The organism is Staphylococcus simiae, from assembly GCF_002902085.1.
Taxonomy (GTDB): domain Bacteria; phylum Bacillota; class Bacilli; order Staphylococcales; family Staphylococcaceae; genus Staphylococcus; species Staphylococcus simiae.
The window spans coordinates 58041-80613 of the sequence record NZ_PPQR01000056.1 but is presented as its reverse complement, the minus strand read 5'-3'; the positions used below and the strand labels follow the sequence as shown (position 1 = coordinate 80613).

Here is a 22573-nt window from a genome sequence, read left to right as displayed (position 1 = left end):
TCACATATTAACATAGAAGAATATATTTGTGATATGAATTTCTGAACGTCAAATTTACATAATAACTCATTTTTAAAAGAGCTTATCTTTTTAATGAAATTCTATAATTTTGTTTTATGTCTTATAAAATGTATTACTAATAAGCAAAAAAAGAATCCCGATATTATGGGATTCTTAATTTCGAAAAGTATTTGAATTTCGTATATTAGCGTCCTGGGAGGGATTCGAACCCCCGACCGATGGCTTAGAAGGCCATTGCTCTATCCAGCTGAGCTACCAGGACATCTTTAATAACACAAAACTAATTATAGCTAAATAAAATTGATTAAGCAATACCTTAATTATAAAAAATATTTATATTTTTCACTATTTTAGAGCATTTCAACTAAAAATAACGAATAGCATACCGATTGGATGTAAACAATTAAATTGTGTTATCGACACTTTGGCATGCTTAACTGTTTAAATTTAAATAATATTGTACGAATTTGTATTGTATATTACTTTCTATGAATTATTTGTCCGATTGTATGCGTTTTATTTTATAGTGTAATTAACAAATCGATAACATGTAATTTACTTATAAATCGTTTTGTTAAATAATTAAAGGATGAGGAGTGTTTTCAATGGAAGGTTTATTCAATGCAATTAAAGAAACAGTAACAGCAGCTATAAATAATGATGGTGCGAAGTTAGGTACAAGCATTGTTGATATCGTTGAAAATGGTGTGGGTATCGTTTCTAAATTATTTGGTTTTTAAAATAAGTAATATAAATATATAATCGAAATGGAGAGATAACTATGACAAAATTAGCAGAAGCAATTGCAAGTACTGTACAAGCAGCACAACAACATGATGGTGCGAAGTTAGGAACTAGCATTGTCGATATCGTTTCTAATGGTGTTGGCTTGTTAGGTAAATTATTTGGATTTTAATATCAATTAATCTTCTTAAAATAAAAAATTGTTTTACAAGTAATCTATTCTGTGTTCAAAATTAATTATGTTATATGACAGCCATTTAAGGATCTTCTCAACCTTAAATGGTTGTTTTTTGCAATTAAATATTGATATCAAAATTATGATTTATTTGCTATGATAATGAATAAGTTATAAAAAAGATAAAAGAGGTATGAATATTGACTTATCAATGTATATTATTAGATTTTGATGATACTATAGTAGATTTTTATGATGCTGAAGAACAAGGTTTTTTTATATGGCGCAGCAGTTCAAACATAATGCAACGATTACAGACTTCCAATTGTTTAAAAAGATAAACAAACAACATTGGGAAGCTTTTCAGCAAAATAAATTTACAAAAGAACAAATATTATCGCGTCGTTTTGAAATGTATTTTAATCATCATAATATGGAAGTTGATGGTAGGGAAGTAGATTTCTTGTATAGAGAAGGATTGGCTAAAGCTAACATAAAATATTTTGACAATACATTAGAAACAATTGCTCAGCTATCAAATACTCATAAATTATACATAGTTACTAATGGAGTTACTGAGACTCAACAACGAAGATTACAACAAACACCTCTAGATAAATATATGGACGGCATCTTCATTTCTGAACAAACTGGTTCTCAAAAACCTAATAAAGAATTTTTTGATTATGTATTTAAGGCTATAGGAGAGCAATATAGAGATAATACGATTATAGTCGGAGATTCCCTTACTTCTGATATTTTAGGTGCTCAAAATGCTGGTATAGCAAGTTGTTGGTTTAATGTTAGAAAGTTTGATAATAATACCACGATACATCCTACATATGAAATAAATAATTTAAAACAATTAATCAATATTATAAAATAATGCGAAAAGCAAACTAAGAAGTTATTAAGTAATCTTAGTTTGCTTTTATGCTAATATTATCTTGTTGTTAATATATTTAAATAAAGATCAATTAGTTGCTTTTAGGTTTCCATACTAAAACATCATGACCTTCAGGATTTTTTGCTTTGACATCTTCGAAACCATGATGCAAGAAAAAGTTTTTAGAATCATTTCTGCCAATTACCTTAATTGGCATATTGAAACTTTTAGCATAATCTATTAATTCAGTTGCGTAGCCTCTTTGTTGATATTTGGGTAAAACTTCCAGTTTCCATAATAATAAGTAATCTTCAAATTCTGGAAAATAAATTTCTTCAACGTCGCCTTTTCTAAGTAGTGCCATGCGAGCGCCAAGTTGTTCACCAACAAAGATGCCATAAAACGGTGAGTCTGAGCTTGCATCAATGATGTGACCATTTAATTCATCAATCATGTATAAATCTTTATTACCAAATTCTCTAAAGTTTTCAAAAAGTTCATCAGTTTTATAATTAATTTCGAGATGTGTTATATTACCCATTGTTTATCTCCCCTTTAATTTGATAATTAACTATATTATAGCGTAAAGTATATGTAAGTTTCATTCATTTATACAAGGGTGAGCGCAATTGTTTTGATAATTAAAATAAAATTTAACATTATAAGCCGTAAAATTGTCATATTGAAGTATAGTCTTTATACTGTTATGTGTAATAGCGTACTGAAGGAGAAAAAACATGGACTGTAAAGTAATTAACTTAAATGAAAAAGATCAGTTTATACCTAAATTGGAAGCAAATGATCCACTGATTTCACAATTATATAAATATGATATGAATGATGAACAAAGTTTTAAACAAAGAATGAATGCTACGAATAATGGAAGAGAGCAAGAACTTGCTAATATTATTCATTCATATATGAGTGATTTATCTATCACAACACAGCAGCAACAAAATATTAAAAATTTAGCTAGTGGAAGTAAAGTTGTTATTGGAGGACAACAAGCTGGCTTATTTGGTGGTCCTTTATATACGTTTCACAAAATCTTCTCTATTATAACTTTAGCTAATGAATTAACTGAGAAGTATCATCAACAAGTTGTGCCTGTATTTTGGATAGCTGGAGAAGATCACGATTTCGATGAAGTTAATCATACATTTGTTTATAATGAGCAAGATGCATCATTACATAAAGTTAAATATCATACTATGGAAGCACCCGAGACAACCGTGTCAAGATTTGTGCCAGATAAAGATGAACTAAAACGTGCTTTAGTTGATATGTTTAAACAGTTTAAAGAAACTGAGCATAGTAAAAGTTTGTATGAATTATGTTTATCCATTATTGATAGCTATCATTCTTGGTCAGATATGTTTAAAGCTTTACTTCATGAAGTTTTTAAAGGTTATGGCTTATTATTAATTGATGCTCAATATGAACAGTTAAGACAAATTGAAGGTCCAATGTTTGAACAAATCATTCAACAACATGATCAGTTAGATGAAACTTTTAGAACAACACAACAATATATTGAAAATAAAGGTTTGGATTTAATGATTCAAACGGATACTAATGTACATTTGTTTATACATGATGATGGAATGCGCCAATTACTTAATAAAGAAAACGCTAAATATATTTTGACGAAATCTGGTAAGATATTTGACAAGGAAGATTTACTAAATATCGCTCGTACTAGTCCACATTTATTATCTAACAATGTAGTAACTCGCCCATTAATGGAAGAATGGTTATTTAATACTGTTGCGTTTGTTGGAGGACCGAGTGAAATTAAATATTGGGCAGAATTAAAAGAAGTATTTGAACTTTTTAATGTAGATATGCCAATTGTGATGCCAAGGCTAAGAATGTCTTATTTAATGAAGAGAACTGAAAAATTATTAACACAGTATGATGTATCAATAGAAGATGTTCTAGTAAACGGTATCGAAGATGATAGAAACAAGTTTATACGTGAACAAGCATCAGAAACATTTTTACAGCAAATTGAAAGTTTAAAACAGCAACAACAACAGCTTTATAAAGATTTATTTGATAAAGTAAGTAACAATCAACAAAATATTAATTTGCTCAATAAGAATAATGATATACATCAATATCAGTTTGACTATTTAATAAAACGTTACTTGTTAAATATTGAAAGAGAAAATGATATTAGTATGAAACATTTTAGAGAAATTCAAGAAACACTTCATCCAATGGGTGGTTTGCAAGAAAGAGTGTGGAATCCACTGCAATTAATGAATAATTTTGGGATAGATGTGTTCAGTCCCTCCACCTATCCACCACTTTCTTACACTTTGAAACATATAATTATAAAACCCTAGAGTACCAAGGGATTAACCCGATTTATCAATTTGATAAATCGGGTTTTTTTTGACGTTTTATAAATAAAATTGATAAATTTTACATAAATAGTGGAGGATAGTGGGGAGATGTGGTAAATTATATATAAGGTGAGGTGATAAAAATGTTCATGGGAGAATACGATCATCAATTAGATACAAAAGGACGTATGATTATACCGTCCAAGTTTCGTTATGATCTAAATGAACGTTTTATTATCACTAGAGGCCTTGATAAATGTTTATTTGGTTATACTTTAGATGAATGGCAACAGATAGAAGAGAAAATGAAAACCTTACCTATGACAAAAAAAGACGCACGTAAGTTTATGCGTATGTTCTTCTCTGGTGCTGTTGAAGTAGAACTTGATAAACAAGGACGTATAAATATTCCTCAAAATTTGAGGAAGTACGCTAACTTAAATAAAGAATGTACAGTAATAGGTGTTTCAAATCGTATTGAGATTTGGGATAGAGAGACTTGGAATGATTTCTATGAAGAATCTGAAGAAAGTTTCGAAGATATTGCTGAAGATTTAATAGATTTTGATTTTTAATTGGAGGAATTGAAGTGTTTCATCATATTAGCGTAATGTTAAACGAAACCATTGATTATTTAAATGTTAAAGAAGATGGTGTGTACATTGACTGTACGCTAGGTGGAGCCGGACATGCCCTTTACTTATTAAATCAATTAAGTGACGAAGGAAAATTGATTGCTATTGATCAAGATCAAACAGCGATTGATAATGCTAAAGAAGTATTAAAGGATCATTTACATAAAGTGGTTTTTGTACATAGTAATTTTCGTGAACTTAAGAACATTTTAAATAATTTAAATATTGAAAAAGTAGATGGAATTTATTATGACCTTGGTGTCTCTAGTCCTCAATTAGATATACCGGAAAGAGGATTTAGTTATCATCACGATGCAACTTTAGATATGCGTATGGATCAAACACAATCATTAAGTGCATATGAAGTTGTTAATGAGTGGAGTTATGAAGCTTTAGTTAAAATATTTTATCGTTACGGTGAAGAGAAATTTTCTAAACAAGTAGCAAGAAGAATTGAAGCACATCGTGAACAACAACCGATAACAACCACTTTAGAATTGGTCGATATTATTAAAGAAGGGATACCAGCTAAAGCGAGAAGAAAAGGTGGTCATCCAGCGAAACGTATATTCCAAGCTTTAAGAATTGCAGTTAATGATGAATTAGCAGCATTCGAGGACTCGCTTGAACAAGCAATTGATTTAGTTGATGTAGGTGGAAGAATTTCAGTAATTACTTTCCACTCACTAGAAGATCGATTATGCAAACAAATGTTCCAAGAGTATGAAAAAGGTCCTGAAGTTCCAAGAGGATTACCAATCATTCCTGAAGAATATACACCGAAATTAAAACGTGTTAACCGTAAACCAATAACTGCAACTGATGAAGATTTAGATGATAACAATAGAGCGCGTAGTGCAAAGTTACGTGTAGCAGAAATACTTAAATAAGGAGTAATTAGCAATGGCTGTAGAAAAAGTATACCAACCATATGATGAACAAGTTTATACTAGTGTCCCACAGCAACAACCCCAAAGCAGACCAGAAAAGAAGACCGTTACCAAAAAGGTAGTTGTTCAATTAACGAGATTTGAGAAAATTTTATACATATCTTTAATAACTGTAATTGCTATGTTAAGTATTTATATGCTATCTTTAAAAATGGATGCGTACGATACGCGAGGAAAAATTGCAGATTTAGATTATAAAATAGAAAAACAATCAAGTGAAAATAGCGCTTTACAATCTGAAATCAAAAAAAATTCTTCTTATGAACGCATATACGAAAAGGCTAAGAAGCAAGGAATGAGCCTTGATAACGATAATGTAAAGGTAGTGCGTAGTAATGGCGAAGCGAAAAATTAAAATTAAGAAAAATAAAATAGGGGCAGTCCTACTTGTTGGTTTATTCGGACTGCTCTTTTTTATATTGGTTTTAAGAATGTCATATATCATGATTACTGGACATTCAAATGGACAAAACTTAGTGATGAAAGCTAACGAAAAGTATTTAGTTAAAAATGCTGAACAACCTGAACGAGGTAAAATATACGATCGTAATGGCAAAGTGTTAGCCGAAGATGTGGAGCGGTATAAATTAGTTGCAGTTGTTGATAAAAAGGCGAGTGAGAATGCAAAGAAACCAAGGCATGTTGTTGATAAAGCTGAAACAGCTAAAAAATTAGCAAAAGTTATTGACATGAAACCTGAAGAAATTGAGAAGCGTTTAAAACAAAAAAATGCCTTTCAAGTTGAATTTGGACAAAAAGGAACAAATTTAACTTATCAAGATAAATTAAAAATCGAAAAAATGAAATTACCTGGTATTACTTTATTACCTGAAACTGAAAGATTTTATCCTAATGGCAATTTTGCATCACATTTAATTGGTATGGCACAAAAAAATCCTGATACTGGTGAGTTAAAAGGAGCACTTGGTGTAGAAAAAATATTTGATAGTTATTTAAGTGGATCACAAGGTTCACTAAAATATATACACGATATATGGGGCTATATTGCACCTAACACTAAGAAAGAACAACAACCAAAACGTGGTGACGATGTTCATTTAACAATAGATTCAAATATACAAGTGTTTGTTGAAGAAGCTTTAGATGGCATGGTTGAGCGTTATAATCCCAAAGATTTGTTTGCTGTCGTCATGGATGCTAAAACAGGTGAAATATTAGCATTTAGTCAACGACCAACATTTAATCCTGAAACAGGTAAAGATTTCGGTAAAAAGTGGGCTAATGATTTATATCAAACTACCTATGAGCCAGGTTCAACATTTAAGTCATTTGGATTAGCAGCAGCGATACAAGAAGGCGAATTCAAACCAAATGAAAAATATAAATCAGGCTATAGAGATATTATGGGTTCACGAATTTCTGATTGGAATAAAGTTGGTTGGGGAGAAATCCCAATGACACTTGGATTTACTTATTCATCAAATACCTTAATGATGCATTTACAAGATTTAGTAGGTGCAGATAAAATGAAATCATGGTACGAAAGATTTGGTTTCGGAGAATCTACTAATGGTATGTTTGATGGAGAAGTGCCTGGGAAAATTGCTTGGGGTAATGAATTACAACAAAAAACATCAGCCTTTGGTCAATCAACTACTGTTACACCAGCACAAATGATTCAAGCTCAATCAGCATTTTTTAATAATGGTAATATGTTAAAACCATGGTTTGTGGACAGCATTAAAAACCCTGTTACTAAAAAAAGTTATTATAAAGGGGAAAAAACATATGCTGGTAAACCTATTACGAAAGATACAGCTGATAAAGTAGAAAAACAACTAGACTTAGTCGTCAATAGTGAGAAGAGTCATGCGGCAAACTATCGAGTTGATGGTTATGATATTGAAGGTAAGACTGGTACTGCACAAGTAGCAGATCCAGATAGTGGTGGATATGTTAAAGGTGCTAACCCTTATTTTGTAAGTTTCATGGGCGATGCACCTAAGAAAAATCCTAAAGTTATCGTTTATGCAGGTATGAGTTTAGCTCAAAAAAATGATACTGAAGCTTATGAAATGGGTGTAAGTAAAGCATTTAACCCTATTATAGAAAATACACTTAAATATTTAAATGTCGGTAAAGATAAAGATACTGCTTCAAAAGCTGATTATAGTAAAGTACCGAATGTTGAAGGTTTAGGTTTACAAAAAGCCAAAGATAGTGTTAATGCTAAAACTATCGACCCGGTTATCATAGGTTCTGGTAATCAAATTAAGTCACAATCAGTGACTGCTGATACGAAAGTATTACCTCATAGTAAACTTCTATTGCTTACTGATGGAGATATCACTATGCCTGACATGACTGGTTGGACAAAAGAAGATGTTATTGCTTTTGAAAACCTTACTAATATAGACGTTAAAATTAAAGGTAGTGGCTTTGTCTCACATCAATCAATCACAAAAGGACAAAAAGTAAGCGATAAAGATAAATTAGAAGTAGAACTTTCAGCAGAGAATATAGACAGCAATACAGAAAGTAGTTCTGAAAGCACATCAGACAACAAACATAAATCTGGTAGTAGTTCTGACAAAGATAAGTCTGAATAATACTAATTGCTTATTAAACTAAATGTTTCATTAATGTAAAAATGATTTAAGATAAGTGAAATGTTTAGCTGAAGTAATCTGCATTGTTTAAGTATTTATAAAGAATTATAGGAAATATGAGATCAGATCAAAATGTTTGTTTATAAGCAAGCATGTTTTTCTGGTCTCTTTTTTCATGGATATACTTTGTTTTTTAATATGGATATATAGTAAGTGAATACACTTGTTAAAAATGATAGCAATTTACTATTTGTTTACACTATGTAAACAGACTATAATCACTAGTATTTAATAATTAATAACTAAATTAACTAATTTTTGTTTAACTAAAAGAATTATTGATAATATATAAATGATAGAAAAAGACTTGATAAAGTAAAGGAGATTATTATGATTTTTGTATACGCATTAATAGCACTAATAATAACATTTGTATTGGTGCCAGTATTGATACCAACTTTAAAAAGAATGAAATTTGGACAAAGTATTAGAGAAGAAGGACCGAAAAGTCACATGAAGAAAACAGGAACACCAACAATGGGTGGGTTAACGTTCTTGTTAAGTATTATCATCACTTCCATTATCGCGATTATATTTGTTGATCAATCAAGCCCAATTATTTTATTGTTATTTGTCACTATTGGCTTTGGATTAATTGGTTTTATTGATGATTATATTATTGTAGTTAAGAAAAACAATCAGGGGTTAACGAGCAAACAAAAATTTTTAGCTCAAATTGGTATTGCGATTATTTTCTTCATTTTAAGTAATGTTTTTCACTTAGTGAATTTTTCAACAAGTATACATATTCCATTCACTAATGTAGCAATTCCATTATCATTTGCTTATGTCATCTTCATAATATTTTGGCAAGTAGGCTTTTCTAATGCTGTTAACTTAACTGATGGATTAGATGGTTTAGCAACAGGATTATCTATCATAGGTTTTGTCATGTATGCCATTATGAGTTTTGTTTTAGGTGCGACTTCAATAGGTATTTTCTGTATCATTATGGTATTTGCCTTATTAGGTTTCTTACCGTATAACATTAACCCAGCTAAAGTATTTATGGGAGATACGGGTAGTCTTGCTTTAGGTGGAATATTTGCCACTATTTCTATTATGCTTAATCAAGAATTATCATTAATTTTTATAGGATTAGTATTTGTTATCGAGACGCTTTCAGTAATGTTACAAGTAGCTTCATACAAATTAACTAGAAAACGTTTGTTCAAAATGAGTCCAATACATCATCACTTTGAATTAGTGGGATGGAGTGAATGGAAAGTAGTTACTGTTTTTTGGACAGTAGGATTAATTTCAGGTCTAATTGGATTATGGATTGGAGTGCACTAAATTGCTTAATTATAAAGGATTAGAAAATCAAGAAGTTTTGGTAGTAGGTTTAGCTAAAAGTGGCTATGAAGCTGCGAAATTACTTAGTAAGTTAGGAGCTCATGTCACTGTTAATGATGGCAAGGATTTGACTCATGATGCGCATGCTAAAGATTTAGAAGCAATGGGGATTAAAGTGGTAAGTGGACAACATCCGTTATCATTATTAGACAAAAATCCAATTATTGTAAAAAATCCAGGTATCCCTTATACAGTATCTATTATTGATGAAGCAGTTAAACGTCATTTAAAAATATTAACTGAAGTAGAATTGAGTTATTTGATATCTGAAGCACCCATTATTGCAGTAACTGGAACTAACGGTAAAACAACTGTTACATCATTGATTGGTGATATGTTTCAAAAAAGTAGATTAACAGGTAGATTATCAGGAAATATTGGTTATGTCGCATCAAAAGTGGCTCAAGAAGTTAAACCTTCAGATTATTTGATAACTGAATTATCATCATTTCAATTATTAGGTATTGAACAATATAGACCGCATATAGCAATTATTACTAATATATATTCAGCGCATTTAGATTATCATGAAAATCTAGAGAATTATCAAAACGCTAAAAAGCAAATCTATAAAAATCAAACAGAAAATGACTATTTAATTTGTAATTATCACCAACGACAACTTATAGAGTCAGAAAATTTGAAAGCAAAAACATTGTACTTCTCAACAGAACAAGAAGTAGATGGTATTTATATTAAAGATGGGTTTATAGTTTATAAAGGTGTCAGAATTATAAATACTCAAGATTTAGTCTTACCAGGAGAACACAATTTAGAAAATATTTTAGCTGCAGTATTAGCTTCTATCTTAGCTGGTGTTCCAATAAAAGCAATTGTCGATAGCTTAACTACATTTTCAGGTATTGAACATCGTTTACAATATGTCGGTACCAATCGAACAAATAAATATTATAATGATTCTAAGGCTACTAATACATTAGCAACACAATTTGCTTTGAATTCATTTAACCAACCAATTATTTGGCTATGTGGAGGATTAGATAGAGGTAATGAATTTGATGAGTTAATACCTTATATGACAAATGTACGTGTCATGATAGTATTTGGAGAAACTAAAGACAAATTTGCGAAGCTTGGCTCTAGTCAAGGTAAATCAGTCATAGAAGCAAATGATGTTCAAGATGCTGTTGATAAAGTACAGGAAATTATTGAACCTAATGATGTTGTCTTGTTATCTCCAGCTTGTGCAAGTTGGGATCAATATAGTACTTTTGAAGAGCGTGGAGAGAAATTTATTGAAAGTTTCCGTGCCCATTTGCCATCATATTAAAGGGTGTGAGTAATGATGGATGATAAACCAAATAATGATCAACAGAGTAATAACGGCAACGATGAAATGGAATTATTTAGACGAAACAAGTCCAAGAAACGGCGTCAACGTAAACGTCAATTGTCATCTGAAGGTGATAGTCACAGTGTAGCTTCACGTGATGTAGAAGAAAAGTTTGATGAAGATCTTTATTTGATAAATAAAGATTTTAAGCAACATGAAAGTAATGAAGCTCAAGAAGATAGTAGTGAAGACATCAAATCCAGTGATTTAAACCATCAACAGGGAGTTAGTAATGAAAGTGATGACATTGCAGAAGAATTACAGGATAACTTTGATGAACATCAAACTAATTCATCACATTTGACTGATGTTAAGAACAATAAAGATAAAAAACAAAGTAAGGTAACACACATTACACCTTTAACTTTAGAAGAAAAAAGAAAAATCAGAAGGCGTAGACAACGTAGGATACAATACAGCATTATAACTTTACTCATATTATTAATAGCTATTATTTTAATTTATATGTTTTCACCGTTAAGTAAGATTTCACATGTGAATATTAGTGGCAATCAACATGTTAGTACATCTCAAGTTAATAAAATATTAAATGTTGACAGTAATTCTCGCATGTATACTTATAGTAAGCGTAAAGCTATCGAAAATTTAAAGGATAACCCATTAATTAAAGATGCTGAAATTAGTAAAAAACTTCCTAATACACTTAATGTTACAATCCATGAAAATTCTATTGTGGCATTAGTCAAAGTTAAAGGAAAATATGTACCATTATTAGAAAGTGGTAAAACATTAAAAACAACTGATGATGTTAAAATTAATGATGTACCAATTATCGATGGTTTTAAAGGAGATAAGGAAGACGATATCATTAAAGCATTGTCTGAGATGTCACAAACGACGCGTCAATATATTGCAGAAGTAACTTATGCACCTAATAAAAACAAACAAAATCGTATTGAATTATTTACTACGGATGGCTTACAAGTAGTTGGAGATATTTCAACGATAGCTAATAAGATGAAATACTACCCACAAATGTCCCAGTCACTATCAAGAGATACTTCTGGTAATTTGAAGACTAAAGGCTATATCGATTTATCTGTGGGTGCATCATTCATTCCTTATCATGGTAATACATCACAACAATCTGAAAGTGATAAAAATGTTAACAAATCATCTCAAGCAGAAAGCCAAGCAAAAGAAGAACTTCAAAACGTCTTGAACAAGATAAATGATTCATCAAAAAAGAATAATTAAAAAATTTTGATATTAGTCAATGTTTATAGTTCACAAGCTATTCAACGTATTGTAAACTAAGGATAGTGTATAATTTTAATAGTAACTTGTCAGGAGGTGCCTATCTATGGAAGAACATTACTACGTAAGTATTGATATAGGATCATCAAGCGTAAAAACAATAGTAGGCGAGAAATTTCACAATGGTATAAATGTGATAGGTACAGGACAAACCTACACAAGCGGTATTAAGAACGGATTAATTGATGACTTTGATATTGCACGACAAGCAGTTAAAGACACAATTAAAAAGGCTTCTATTGCTTCAGGTGTAGACATTAAAGAAGTATTCCTAAAATTACCTATCATTGGAACAGAAGTATATGACGAATCAAATGAAATTGATTTTTACGAAGACACAGAAATTAATGGATCACATATTGAAAAAGTATTAGAAGACATTAGAGAAAAAAATGATGTTCCAGAAACTGAAGTTATCAATGTGTTTCCAATTCGTTTTATTGTCGATAAAGAAAATGAGGTTTCAGACCCAAAAGAATTAATAGCTAGACATTCATTAAAAGTGGATGCAGGTGTTATTGCAATTCAGAAATCAATATTAATTAACATGATAAAGTGTGTAGAAGCATGTGGCGTAGATGTATTGGATGTTTATTCTGATGCTTATAATTATGGCTCAATTTTAACAGCTACTGAAAAAGAACTTGGTGCATGTGTCATCGATATTGGTGAAGACTTAACTCAAATCGCATTTTATGAACGAGGCGAGCTAGTGGATGCAGATTCAATTGAGATGGCTGGTCGTGATATTACGGATGATATTGCACAAGGTTTAAATACTTCTTATGAAACTGCTGAAAAAGTGAAACATCAATATGGTCATGCATTCTATGATTCAGCATCTGAGCAAGACATATTTACTGTTGAACAAGTTGATAGTGATGAAACAGTACAATATACTCAAAAAGAGTTGAGTGACTTTATCGAGGCGCGAGTAGAAGATATATTCTTTGAAGTATTCGATGTCTTACAAGAACTAGGATTAACTAAAGTTAATGGTGGTTTTGTTGTAACTGGTGGCTCTGCTAATTTATTAGGAGTAAAAGAACTATTACAAGATATGGTGAGTGAAAAAGTTAGAATTCACACACCATCTCAAATGGGTATTAGAAAACCAGAATTTTCTTCTGCAATTTCTACAATTTCTAGTAGTATTGCTTTCGATGAATTGTTAGATTATGTTACAATAAATTATCATGATAATGAAGAAACTGAAGAAGACGTTATAGAAGAAAATAGAAATAACGATTCTAAATCTAGTGGATTTGATTGGTTTAAACGTAAGCCTAATAAAAAAGAAACTCATGACAATGATGTAGAAACATCAGAAGAAGAGTTGTATGAAACTCAAGATAGTCAGCATGAACATAACCGTGATAATGCAAAGGGTAAAGACAATGAAGAAAGTAAATTCAAAAAATTAATGAAATCTTTATTTGAATAACTATCGGCCATTAAAACTAGGAGGAAATTTAAATGTTAGAATTTGAACAAGGATTTAACCATTTAGCGACTTTAAAGGTCATTGGTGTAGGTGGAGGCGGAAACAACGCTGTTAACCGAATGATTGACCACGGAATGAATAATGTTGAATTTATTGCAATCAACACAGATGGTCAAGCTTTAAACTTATCTAAAGCTGAATCTAAAATCCAAATCGGTGAGAAATTAACTCGTGGATTAGGTGCAGGAGCAAATCCAGAAATTGGTAAAAAAGCTGCTGAAGAATCTCGTGAACAAATTGAAGATGCTATCCAAGGTGCAGATATGGTATTTGTTACTTCTGGTATGGGTGGCGGAACTGGTACAGGTGCTGCACCAGTTGTAGCTAAAATAGCTAAAGAAATGGGAGCTTTAACAGTTGGTGTTGTTACACGCCCATTTAGTTTCGAAGGACGTAAACGTCAAACTCAAGCAGCTGCGGGTGTAGAATCTATGAAAGCTGCCGTTGATACATTAATCGTAATACCTAATGATCGTTTATTAGATATCGTTGATAAATCTACACCAATGATGGAAGCATTTAAAGAAGCTGATAATGTATTACGTCAAGGTGTACAAGGTATTTCTGATTTAATTGCAGTATCTGGTGAAGTAAACTTAGACTTTGCTGATGTTAAGACAATTATGTCTAATCAAGGTTCAGCATTAATGGGTATCGGTGTATCATCAGGTGAGAATAGAGCTGTTGAAGCTGCTAAAAAAGCAATTTCTTCACCATTACTTGAAACTTCAATCGTTGGAGCTCAAGGTGTGCTTATGAACATTACAGGTGGAGAATCATTATCATTATTCGAAGCGCAAGAAGCTGCTGACATTGTTCAAGATGCTGCTGATGAAGATGTTAATATGATTTTTGGTACAGTAATTAATCCTGAATTACAAGATGAAATTGTTGTAACAGTTATTGCTACTGGATTTGATGATAAACCTGCTGCGCATGGTCGTAAATCTGGTTCAACTGGATTCGGTGCAAGTGCTGCAACACCTTCTAATTCAAGTAAAGAAGAACCATATACTACTAATACATCAAGCATTCAAGCTAGTGATAATGCGAGTGAAAGAACGCATACTACTAAAGATGATGATATTCCAAGCTTTATTAGAAATAGAGAAGAAAGACGTTCTAGAAGAACAAGACGTTAATTATAGATTGAATATCATTAATAAACTTTAAAAATCATCAGATTAATTTCTGATGATTTTTTTATAAATGCTTAAATGAAGATAATTGTGGTTCTCGCCCAAATTAAATTGATACATAATGATTCCTTTTTATTTATCAGTGCTAAAAGATAGAGAACCACAATAGTCTCATAGAATATTTTGATTTTTACGGTAAATACTATATTATGGAATTATTAACTAAATGACTAGTTATAAAATAAACTGAAATGCTGGTGACAATCGATTGACTGAAAAATTTATAAAACAAGGACATCATTTATTGTATAACGAAGCAAGCAAATTTGACGTGACTCTAGGAATTACAACTAGAGAAGGCGGACAGAGTAATTTTCCAAATGGTGCATTTAACATGGCAAGATATATAGATGATAATCCTCAACATATCACAAATCATCAGAAGATATTGGCAGAAGAAATTAAATTTGATAGAGAAAATTGGGTATTCCCAATACAGACACATGAAAATAAAGTAGTAGAAATCACTTCAAATGATAAAGGTACTAATATAGATTCATTAACTTCATCATTACATGGTATTGATGCCATGTATACGTATGAAAAAAATATATTATTAACAATGTGTTATGCAGACTGTGTTCCAGTATATTTTTATAGTCCTAATCATAATTTTATTGCGCTTGCTCATGCAGGATGGAGAGGTACATTTGGTCAAATTGTTGCTGAGGTAATTAAACAAGTTTCTTTTGACTTAGAGCAAATGTATGTGGTTATTGGTCCCGCAACCTCATCAAGTTATGAGATAAATGATGATATTAGAAATAAATTTGCAATGTTACCTATAGATATAACTAAATATGTTGTCCAAAGAGGAAATGATAGACATGGTATTGATTTGAAATTGGCAAATAAGTTATTGCTAGAGTACTATGGCATTCCTTCAAATAATATATATATAACTGATTATGCAACATCAGAAAATTTAAATTTATTCTTTTCTTATAGACTTGAACAAGGTCAAACTGGGCGAATGTTAGCATTTATCGGTCAGAAATAAGGAGGTATTACAAATGCATGTTAGTGAAAATTTACAATATATTAAAGATCAAATAAATGATCAACTTGAAAAAAGTAAACTTTCGACAAAACCAAACGTGATAGCAGTCACAAAATATGTTACAATAGAGCGAGCTAAAGAAGCATACAAAGCTGGCATCAAACATTTTGGTGAAAATAGAGTAGAAGGATTTTTAACCAAAAAAGAACAATTGCCAGATGATGTAACTATGCATTTTATTGGTTCTTTACAAACAAGAAAAGTAAAAGATGTTATTAATGACATTGATTACTTCCATGCTTTAGATAGACTTAAACTGGCCAAAGAGATAAATAAACGTGCTAACCACACTGTTAAGTGTTTTGTACAAGTTAATGTGTCTGGTGAAGAATCAAAACATGGTATTCAATTAAGTGAAGTAACAGATTTTATTGAACAATTAAAAGATTATGAGCATATTGAAGTCGTTGGTTTAATGACTATGGCACCATATACAGATGATGAAACGTATATTAAATCAATATTTGAACAATTACGAATAAAAAAAGAACACATACAACAACTCAATTTAAGTTATGCACCATGCAATGAATTATCAATGGGTATGAGTAATGATTATTTATTAGCGATTGAAGAAGGTGCTACATTTGTAAGAATTGGGACTAAACTTGTAGGAGAATAGGAGTGAGCCCCTTGGCTTTAAAAGATTTATTTAGTGGTTTTTTTGTAATAGATGATGAAGAAGAAGTAGAAGTACCAGAAAGAAATGATAAAGTAAGAGAACAAGAACCTGTAAAAGAACAATCGCAAGCTGTTAATGAACCAACAACACAAAATTCAATTAAATCAGTTCCACAAAAGACTACACCAAGATATACAACAACTTCAGAGGAAAGGAATAGTCGTATGACAAATAATTCAAAAAATAATAATCGTAATGTTGTGACTATGAATAATGCAACGCCAAATTATTCAGCACAAGAAAGTTCAAAAATGTGCTTATTTGAACCACGAGTATTTTCTGATACCCAAGATATTGCTGACGAATTAAAAAATAGACGTGCAACACTTGTTAACTTACAACGTATCGATAAAGTCTCTGCTAAGAGAATTATTGATTTCTTAAGCGGTACAGTTTATGCGATTGGTGGAGATATCCAACGTGTTGGTACTGACATCTTCCTTTGTACACCTGATAATGTGGAAGTTGCAGGAAGTATAACTGATCACATCGAAAATATGGAACAGTCATTTGACTAAGGAGTAAAGATATGGATATTGGTTTATTAAATACGGTATTTAGGTTTATTCTATTCTTAGTTGAAATATATTATTTTGGTATGATTATTTATTTCTTTACTTCATGGGTTCCAAGTATTCGTGAAAATAAAGTTGGAGAATTTTTGGCCAAAATATATGAACCATTCTTACAACCGTTTCGCAAAATTATTCCACCTATAGGTATGATAGATATTTCATCAATTGCTGCAATTGTAGTATTAATATTATTCCAAAGAGGTTTAGTTTTTATCTTTAATTGGATATTAATGTATTTAAGTTAATTAACTGTATATAACGAGGCAAATGTGTTGTGCACATATTGACCTCGTTTTTTACTATATAATTTGATTTCATTAGATAAAGTATAGGTTCTCTCCCCAATTGAACCGATACATAAATTTTTAAGACTCGCACCACGGCTTGCACTTTATAGTGAAAATTCTGTTGATAGAATTTTTGATCTTAGGTCCATACCACTGGAATATTGGTATTAAACTATATTATATTTTTTAGCAATTTTATTTATAATTAATTAACCATTCCTAAAATAGAGCGCGCATTTAAATCGAATAAAGGATGTGATTGACATAGATATATATCAACATTTTAGACAAGAAGAATACGGTTTAATAGATCAACTAACTGATAAATGTGAGCAAGCTCAACAAAGTTATGCACCTATTTTAACTCAGTTTTTAGACCCTAGAGGTCAATATATTTTAGAAGTTATAAGTGGTAGTTATGATGATTTAAATGTAACATTTTTTGGTGGACCAAATGCAGAACGACAAAGAGCGATAATAGCACCGGAATATTATACAGCAACAGATGATGATTTTGATTTAGTGTTAATTCAAGTTAATTATCCTGATAAATTTGTTACATTGAAACATCAACATATATTAGGGACTTTAATGTCTTTAGGTATTGATCGACAACAAGTCGGTGATATTATTGTCGGTGAACAAATACAATTTGTTTTGACAAGTAGATTGCAATCATTTATTATGTTAGAATTACAACGTATTAAAGGGGCGACAGTTAAACTTAATACTATTCCGTTTTCAGATATGATACAATCTAAAGAAGATTGGAAATTAAGTAGTGCAACTGTTAGTTCTTTAAGATTAGATGTAATTTTAAAAGAAATGATTCACAAATCTAGAACAATAGCTAAACAATTAATTGATAAAAAAAGAGTAAAAGTCAATCATACTACGGTTGATTCAAGCGATTTTCAATTACAAATGAATGATTTAATCTCTATACAAGGTTACGGAAGAGCTCAAATTACAAACCTTGGTGGAAAAACTAAAAAAGATAAAACACATATTACGTATAGAACATTATTTAAATAATGCTTAATTGAGGAGGATATACAATGCCTTTTACACCAAGTGAAATTAAGAATAAAGAATTTACACGTGTGAAAAATGGTTTAGAACCAACAGAAGTAGCTAATTATTTAGATCAACTAAGTAATGAAATTGAACGCTTAAAAGAAGATAAAAAACAACTTGAAAAAGTGATTGAAGAGAGAGATACTAATATTAAGTCTTATAAAGACGTTCATCAATCTGTTAGTGACGCTTTAATTCAAGCTCAAAAAGCTGGCGAAGAAACGAAACAAGCAGCTAACAAACAAGCTGAAGCTACACTTGCTCAAGCTAAATCACAAGCTGATCAAATCGTTGGAGATGCAGTGGAAAAAGCAAGACGCTTATCTTTCCAAACAGAAGATATGAAACGTCAATCAAAAGTATTTAGATCACGTTTCAAAATGTTGGTTGAAGCTCAATTAGATTTACTGAAAAGTGAAGATTGGGATTACTTATTGAATTATGATTTAGATGCTGAACAAGTAACCCTTGAAAATATTCATCATTTAAATGATAATGATTTAAAACCAGAAGAATCTGCTTTGAAAGAACAAGCTAACGAAAATGATGCTAACGATTCAAATAGTGATGCGTCAATCGTTGATGACAAACAAGATGAGACAAATTCAACAAATAATAAAAAATAAGTCAGACAAGTGATATACAACCTCTTTTCACAGCGAACTAGGTCATGGTGAGAGCCTAGTAAAAGAATGTATAGTCATATCACTGACTACTATTTATAATTAAGATTAATGAGAGAACTCTAAGTTGAGTTAAGAAGGGTGGTACCGCGAGAATTTCGTCCCTTTTTAGTTAACTTAGAGTTTTTATTTTTTTAAGGAGTGAATGAAATGGATTACAAAGAAACGTTATTAATGCCAAAAACTGATTTTCCAATGCGTGGTGGCTTACCTAATAAAGAGCCTAAAATTCAAGAACAGTGGGATGCTGAAGATCAATATCATCAAGCATTAGAAAAAAATAAAGGTAATAAAACTTTTATTCTTCATGATGGACCACCATATGCTAACGGTAATTTACATATGGGACATGCCTTAAATAAAATTATTAAAGACTTTATTGTACGTTATAAAACGATGCAAGGCTTTTATGCGCCATATGTACCTGGATGGGACACACATGGTTTACCTATTGAACAAGCTTTAACCAAAAAAGGTGTTGACCGTAAAAAAATGTCAACAGCTGAATTCCGTGAAAAATGTAAAGAATTTGCGTTAGAACAAATTGAGTTACAGAAGAAAGACTTTAAGCGTTTAGGTGTACGTGGTGACTTTAATGACCCATATATTACGTTACAACCAGAATATGAAGCAGCTCAAATTAGATTATTTGGAGAAATGGCTGATAAAGGATTAATTTATAAAGGTAAAAAACCTGTATATTGGTCACCATCAAGTGAATCCTCATTAGCAGAAGCTGAAATCGAATACCATGATAAACGTTCTGCTTCAATTTATGTTGCATTCGATGTCAAAGATGGTAAAGGTATTGTGGATCCTGATGCTAAATTTATTATTTGGACAACAACACCGTGGACTATTCCTTCAAATGTTGCTATCACTGTACATCCAGAACTTAACTATGGACAATATAATGTCGATGGAAAAAAATATATTATTGCTGAAGCTTTAGCTGACAGTGTAGCTGATGCACTTGATTGGGATAAAGAAACTTTAAAATTGGAAAAAGAATACACTGGTAAAGAATTAGAATACGTTGTTACACAACATCCATTCTTAGAACTTGAATCACTTGTAATTAATGGTGATCATGTAACAACAGATGCAGGTACTGGTTGTGTGCATACAGCCCCTGGACACGGGGAAGATGACTATATCGTTGGTCAAAAATATGAATTACCAGTTATTAGTCCAATTGATGATAAAGGTGTGTTTACTGAAGAAGGTGGACCTTTTGAAGGTATGTTTTATGATAAAGCAAATAAAGCTGTTACAGAATTATTAACTGAAAAAGGTGCTTTATTAAAATTAGAATTTATTACACATAGTTATCCACATGATTGGCGAACTAAAAAACCTGTGATTTTCCGTGCAACACCTCAATGGTTTGCTTCAATTAGTAAAGTAAGACAAGATATCTTAGATGCTATTGATAATACTAATTTCAAAGTAAACTGGGGTAAAACACGTATTTATAATATGGTGCGTGATCGTGGAGAATGGGTTATTTCTCGTCAACGTGTATGGGGTGTACCACTTCCAGTATTTTATGCTGAAAATGGTGACATCATCATGACAAAAGAAACAGTAAATCATGTAGCTGATTTATTTGCAGAACATGGTTCAAATGTATGGTTTGAAAGAGAAGCGAAAGATTTGTTACCAGAAGGATTTACGCACCCAGGTAGTCCAAATGGTGAATTTACAAAAGAAACAGATATTATGGACGTTTGGTTTGATTCAGGTTCTTCTCACCGTGGCGTATTGGAAACACGTCCAGAATTACATTTCCCAGCTGATATGTATTTCGAAGGTAGTGACCAATATAGAGGTTGGTTTAACTCTTCAATCACAACAGCAGTGGCTACAAGAGGCGTATCACCTTATAAATTCTTACTGTCACACGGTTTTGTTATGGATGGTGAAGGTAAGAAAATGAGTAAATCATTAGGCAATGTTATTGTGCCTGATCAAGTAGTAAAACAAAAAGGTGCAGATATTGCACGTTTATGGGTAAGTAGTACTGACTACTTAGCTGATGTAAGAATCTCTGATGAAATTTTAAAACAAACTTCAGATGTGTATCGTAAAATCCGTAATACGTTAAGATTTATGTTAGGTAACATCAATGACTTTAATCCTGAAACAGATAGTGTTCCTGAAAATGACTTATTAGAAGTTGATCGTTATTTATTAAATCGTTTAAGAGAATTTACAGCAAACACAATTAATAACTATGAAAACTTTGATTATTTAAATATTTATCAAGAAGTACAGAACTTCATCAATGTAGAATTAAGTAATTTCTACTTAGACTATGGTAAAGATATTTTATATATTGAAGAACGTGATTCACATATTAGACGTAGTATGCAAACAGTGTTGTATCAAATTCTTGTTGATATGACTAAATTATTAGCACCAATCTTAGTTCATACTGCAGAAGAAGTTTGGTCACATACACCACATGTTAAAGAACAAAGTGTACATTTAGCTGATATGCCTAAAGTAGTTGAAGTAGATCAAGACTTATTAGATAAATGGCATACATTTATGAGTTTACGTGATGATGTTAACCGTGCACTTGAAAATGCACGTAATGACAAAGTTATCGGTAAATCTTTAGAGGCAAAAGTAACAATTGGTAGTAATGATAACTTTAATGCAGCTGAATTTTTAACACAATTTGAAGCATTACATCAATTATTTATTGTATCTCAAGTTGAAGTTGTTGATCATGTTGATAATGGTACAACATATGAACACGGTGATATTGTTATTGCACATGCTGATGGAGAAAAATGTGAGAGATGCTGGAACTATTCAGAAGAATTAGGATCAGTAGGAGAATTAACACACTTATGTCCACGTTGCCAAGAAGTTGTCAAAACTCTAGTTTAATTGAATAAGCGTGTGATAAATATTGATTTACTAACAAAATCTAGATACTTATCTTATTTATAATAAAGTGTCATATTTGTTAATAATTGACTATATAAAATATTATCATCATTCATCAACCCTAGTCAGTTATAAGGGGATGGGACTTTGAAATCATTTTAATGATTTTAGTCCCATCCCCATTTTTTGATAATAATAAAGTGTGTAAAATTATAAATAGCTGAT

20 protein-coding genes, 1 tRNA gene and 1 pseudogene are annotated in these 22573 nt (G+C 31.1%); 20 read left to right on the top strand and 2 right to left on the bottom strand.

Annotated elements, in window-relative coordinates:
* Nucleotides 1-209: 209 nt before the first annotated feature.
* Nucleotides 210-283, bottom strand: a tRNA-Arg gene (locus CD113_RS08065).
* A gap of 343 nt (nt 284-626) precedes the next feature.
* On the opposite strand from CD113_RS08065, the gene CD113_RS08060 reads away from it, so the two are divergent.
* The 3 genes and pseudogenes from CD113_RS08060 (at nt 627) to CD113_RS08050 (ending at nt 1826) form a co-directional block, all read left to right on the top strand.
* On the top strand, nt 627-761 hold the full coding sequence (locus CD113_RS08060; RefSeq protein WP_002465054.1) for a beta-class phenol-soluble modulin: 135 nt from the start codon (nt 627-629) through the stop codon (nt 759-761).
* 41 nt (nt 762-802) lie between these two features.
* On the top strand, nt 803-937 hold the full coding sequence (locus CD113_RS08055; protein ID WP_002465053.1) for a beta-class phenol-soluble modulin: 135 nt from the start codon (nt 803-805) through the stop codon (nt 935-937).
* Nucleotides 938-1140: 203 nt separating this feature from the next.
* A pseudogene (locus CD113_RS08050) lies at nt 1141-1826 on the top strand (YjjG family noncanonical pyrimidine nucleotidase).
* A gap of 91 nt (nt 1827-1917) precedes the next feature.
* On the opposite strand, the gene CD113_RS08045 reads toward CD113_RS08050, so the two are convergent.
* Nucleotides 1918-2367 (bottom strand): N-acetyltransferase, encoded by a 450-nt coding sequence (locus tag CD113_RS08045; RefSeq protein WP_002465051.1) that lies wholly within the window; start codon nt 2365-2367, stop codon nt 1918-1920.
* Between the two features lie 196 nt (nt 2368-2563).
* Between CD113_RS08045 and bshC the strand changes: the two genes are divergently transcribed.
* From bshC to ileS, 17 genes are all read left to right on the top strand, one after another.
* Complete coding sequence (bshC, locus tag CD113_RS08040) at nt 2564-4177, top strand: bacillithiol biosynthesis cysteine-adding enzyme BshC (protein ID WP_002465050.1); 1614 nt, start codon at nt 2564-2566, stop codon at nt 4175-4177.
* A gap of 143 nt (nt 4178-4320) precedes the next feature.
* Complete coding sequence (mraZ, locus tag CD113_RS08035) at nt 4321-4752, top strand: division/cell wall cluster transcriptional repressor MraZ (RefSeq protein WP_002465049.1); 432 nt, start codon at nt 4321-4323, stop codon at nt 4750-4752.
* A 14-nt stretch (nt 4753-4766) separates the two neighbouring features.
* Entirely contained in the window at nt 4767-5702 is a 936-nt protein-coding gene (rsmH, locus tag CD113_RS08030) for a 16S rRNA (cytosine(1402)-N(4))-methyltransferase RsmH (RefSeq protein WP_002465048.1), read from the top strand.
* A 13-nt stretch (nt 5703-5715) separates the two neighbouring features.
* A complete protein-coding gene (gene ftsL, locus CD113_RS08025; RefSeq protein ID WP_095092661.1) occupies nt 5716-6117 on the top strand; it encodes a cell division protein FtsL in 402 nt (133 codons plus the stop codon).
* Nucleotides 6098-8332 carry a penicillin-binding protein gene (locus CD113_RS08020; RefSeq protein WP_095092663.1) on the top strand — a complete coding sequence of 745 codons (2235 nt, stop codon included), beginning with the start codon at nt 6098-6100 and terminating at the stop codon, nt 8330-8332. The genes ftsL and CD113_RS08020 overlap by 20 nt, the downstream gene beginning before the upstream one ends.
* 390 nt (nt 8333-8722) lie before the next feature.
* Nucleotides 8723-9688 (top strand): phospho-N-acetylmuramoyl-pentapeptide-transferase, encoded by a 966-nt coding sequence (gene mraY, locus CD113_RS08015; protein ID WP_002465202.1) that lies wholly within the window; start codon nt 8723-8725, stop codon nt 9686-9688.
* Between the two features lies 1 nt (nt 9689).
* Nucleotides 9690-11039 (top strand): UDP-N-acetylmuramoyl-L-alanine--D-glutamate ligase, encoded by a 1350-nt coding sequence (murD, locus tag CD113_RS08010; RefSeq protein ID WP_002465201.1) that lies wholly within the window; start codon nt 9690-9692, stop codon nt 11037-11039.
* 12 nt (nt 11040-11051) lie between these two features.
* Nucleotides 11052-12320 (top strand): cell division protein FtsQ/DivIB, encoded by a 1269-nt coding sequence (locus CD113_RS08005; RefSeq protein ID WP_407070853.1) that lies wholly within the window; start codon nt 11052-11054, stop codon nt 12318-12320.
* Nucleotides 12321-12426: 106 nt separating this feature from the next.
* The gene (gene ftsA, locus CD113_RS08000) at nt 12427-13824 is read left to right on the top strand and encodes a cell division protein FtsA (RefSeq protein ID WP_002465199.1); all 1398 of its coding nucleotides are present in this window, start codon (nt 12427-12429) and stop codon (nt 13822-13824) included.
* Between the two features lie 32 nt (nt 13825-13856).
* Nucleotides 13857-15026 (top strand): cell division protein FtsZ, encoded by a 1170-nt coding sequence (gene ftsZ, locus CD113_RS07995; RefSeq protein WP_095092665.1) that lies wholly within the window; start codon nt 13857-13859, stop codon nt 15024-15026.
* A 265-nt stretch (nt 15027-15291) separates the two neighbouring features.
* Nucleotides 15292-16083 (top strand): peptidoglycan editing factor PgeF, encoded by a 792-nt coding sequence (gene pgeF, locus CD113_RS07990; RefSeq protein ID WP_095092667.1) that lies wholly within the window; start codon nt 15292-15294, stop codon nt 16081-16083.
* Between the two features lie 13 nt (nt 16084-16096).
* Nucleotides 16097-16765 carry a YggS family pyridoxal phosphate-dependent enzyme gene (locus CD113_RS07985; RefSeq protein WP_002464939.1) on the top strand — a complete coding sequence of 223 codons (669 nt, stop codon included), beginning with the start codon at nt 16097-16099 and terminating at the stop codon, nt 16763-16765.
* Between the two features lie 2 nt (nt 16766-16767).
* On the top strand, nt 16768-17343 hold the full coding sequence (locus tag CD113_RS07980) for a cell division protein SepF (protein WP_002464938.1): 576 nt from the start codon (nt 16768-16770) through the stop codon (nt 17341-17343).
* A gap of 11 nt (nt 17344-17354) precedes the next feature.
* A complete protein-coding gene (locus CD113_RS07975) occupies nt 17355-17645 on the top strand; it encodes a YggT family protein (protein WP_002464937.1) in 291 nt (96 codons plus the stop codon).
* 297 nt (nt 17646-17942) lie between these two features.
* Entirely contained in the window at nt 17943-18722 is a 780-nt protein-coding gene (locus CD113_RS07970; protein WP_002464936.1) for a YlmH family RNA-binding protein, read from the top strand.
* Between the two features lie 23 nt (nt 18723-18745).
* Entirely contained in the window at nt 18746-19390 is a 645-nt protein-coding gene (locus CD113_RS07965) for a DivIVA domain-containing protein (RefSeq protein WP_002464935.1), read from the top strand.
* A 207-nt stretch (nt 19391-19597) separates the two neighbouring features.
* A complete protein-coding gene (gene ileS / locus CD113_RS07960) occupies nt 19598-22348 on the top strand; it encodes an isoleucine--tRNA ligase (protein ID WP_002464934.1) in 2751 nt (916 codons plus the stop codon).
* Nucleotides 22349-22573: the final 225 nt, after the last annotated feature.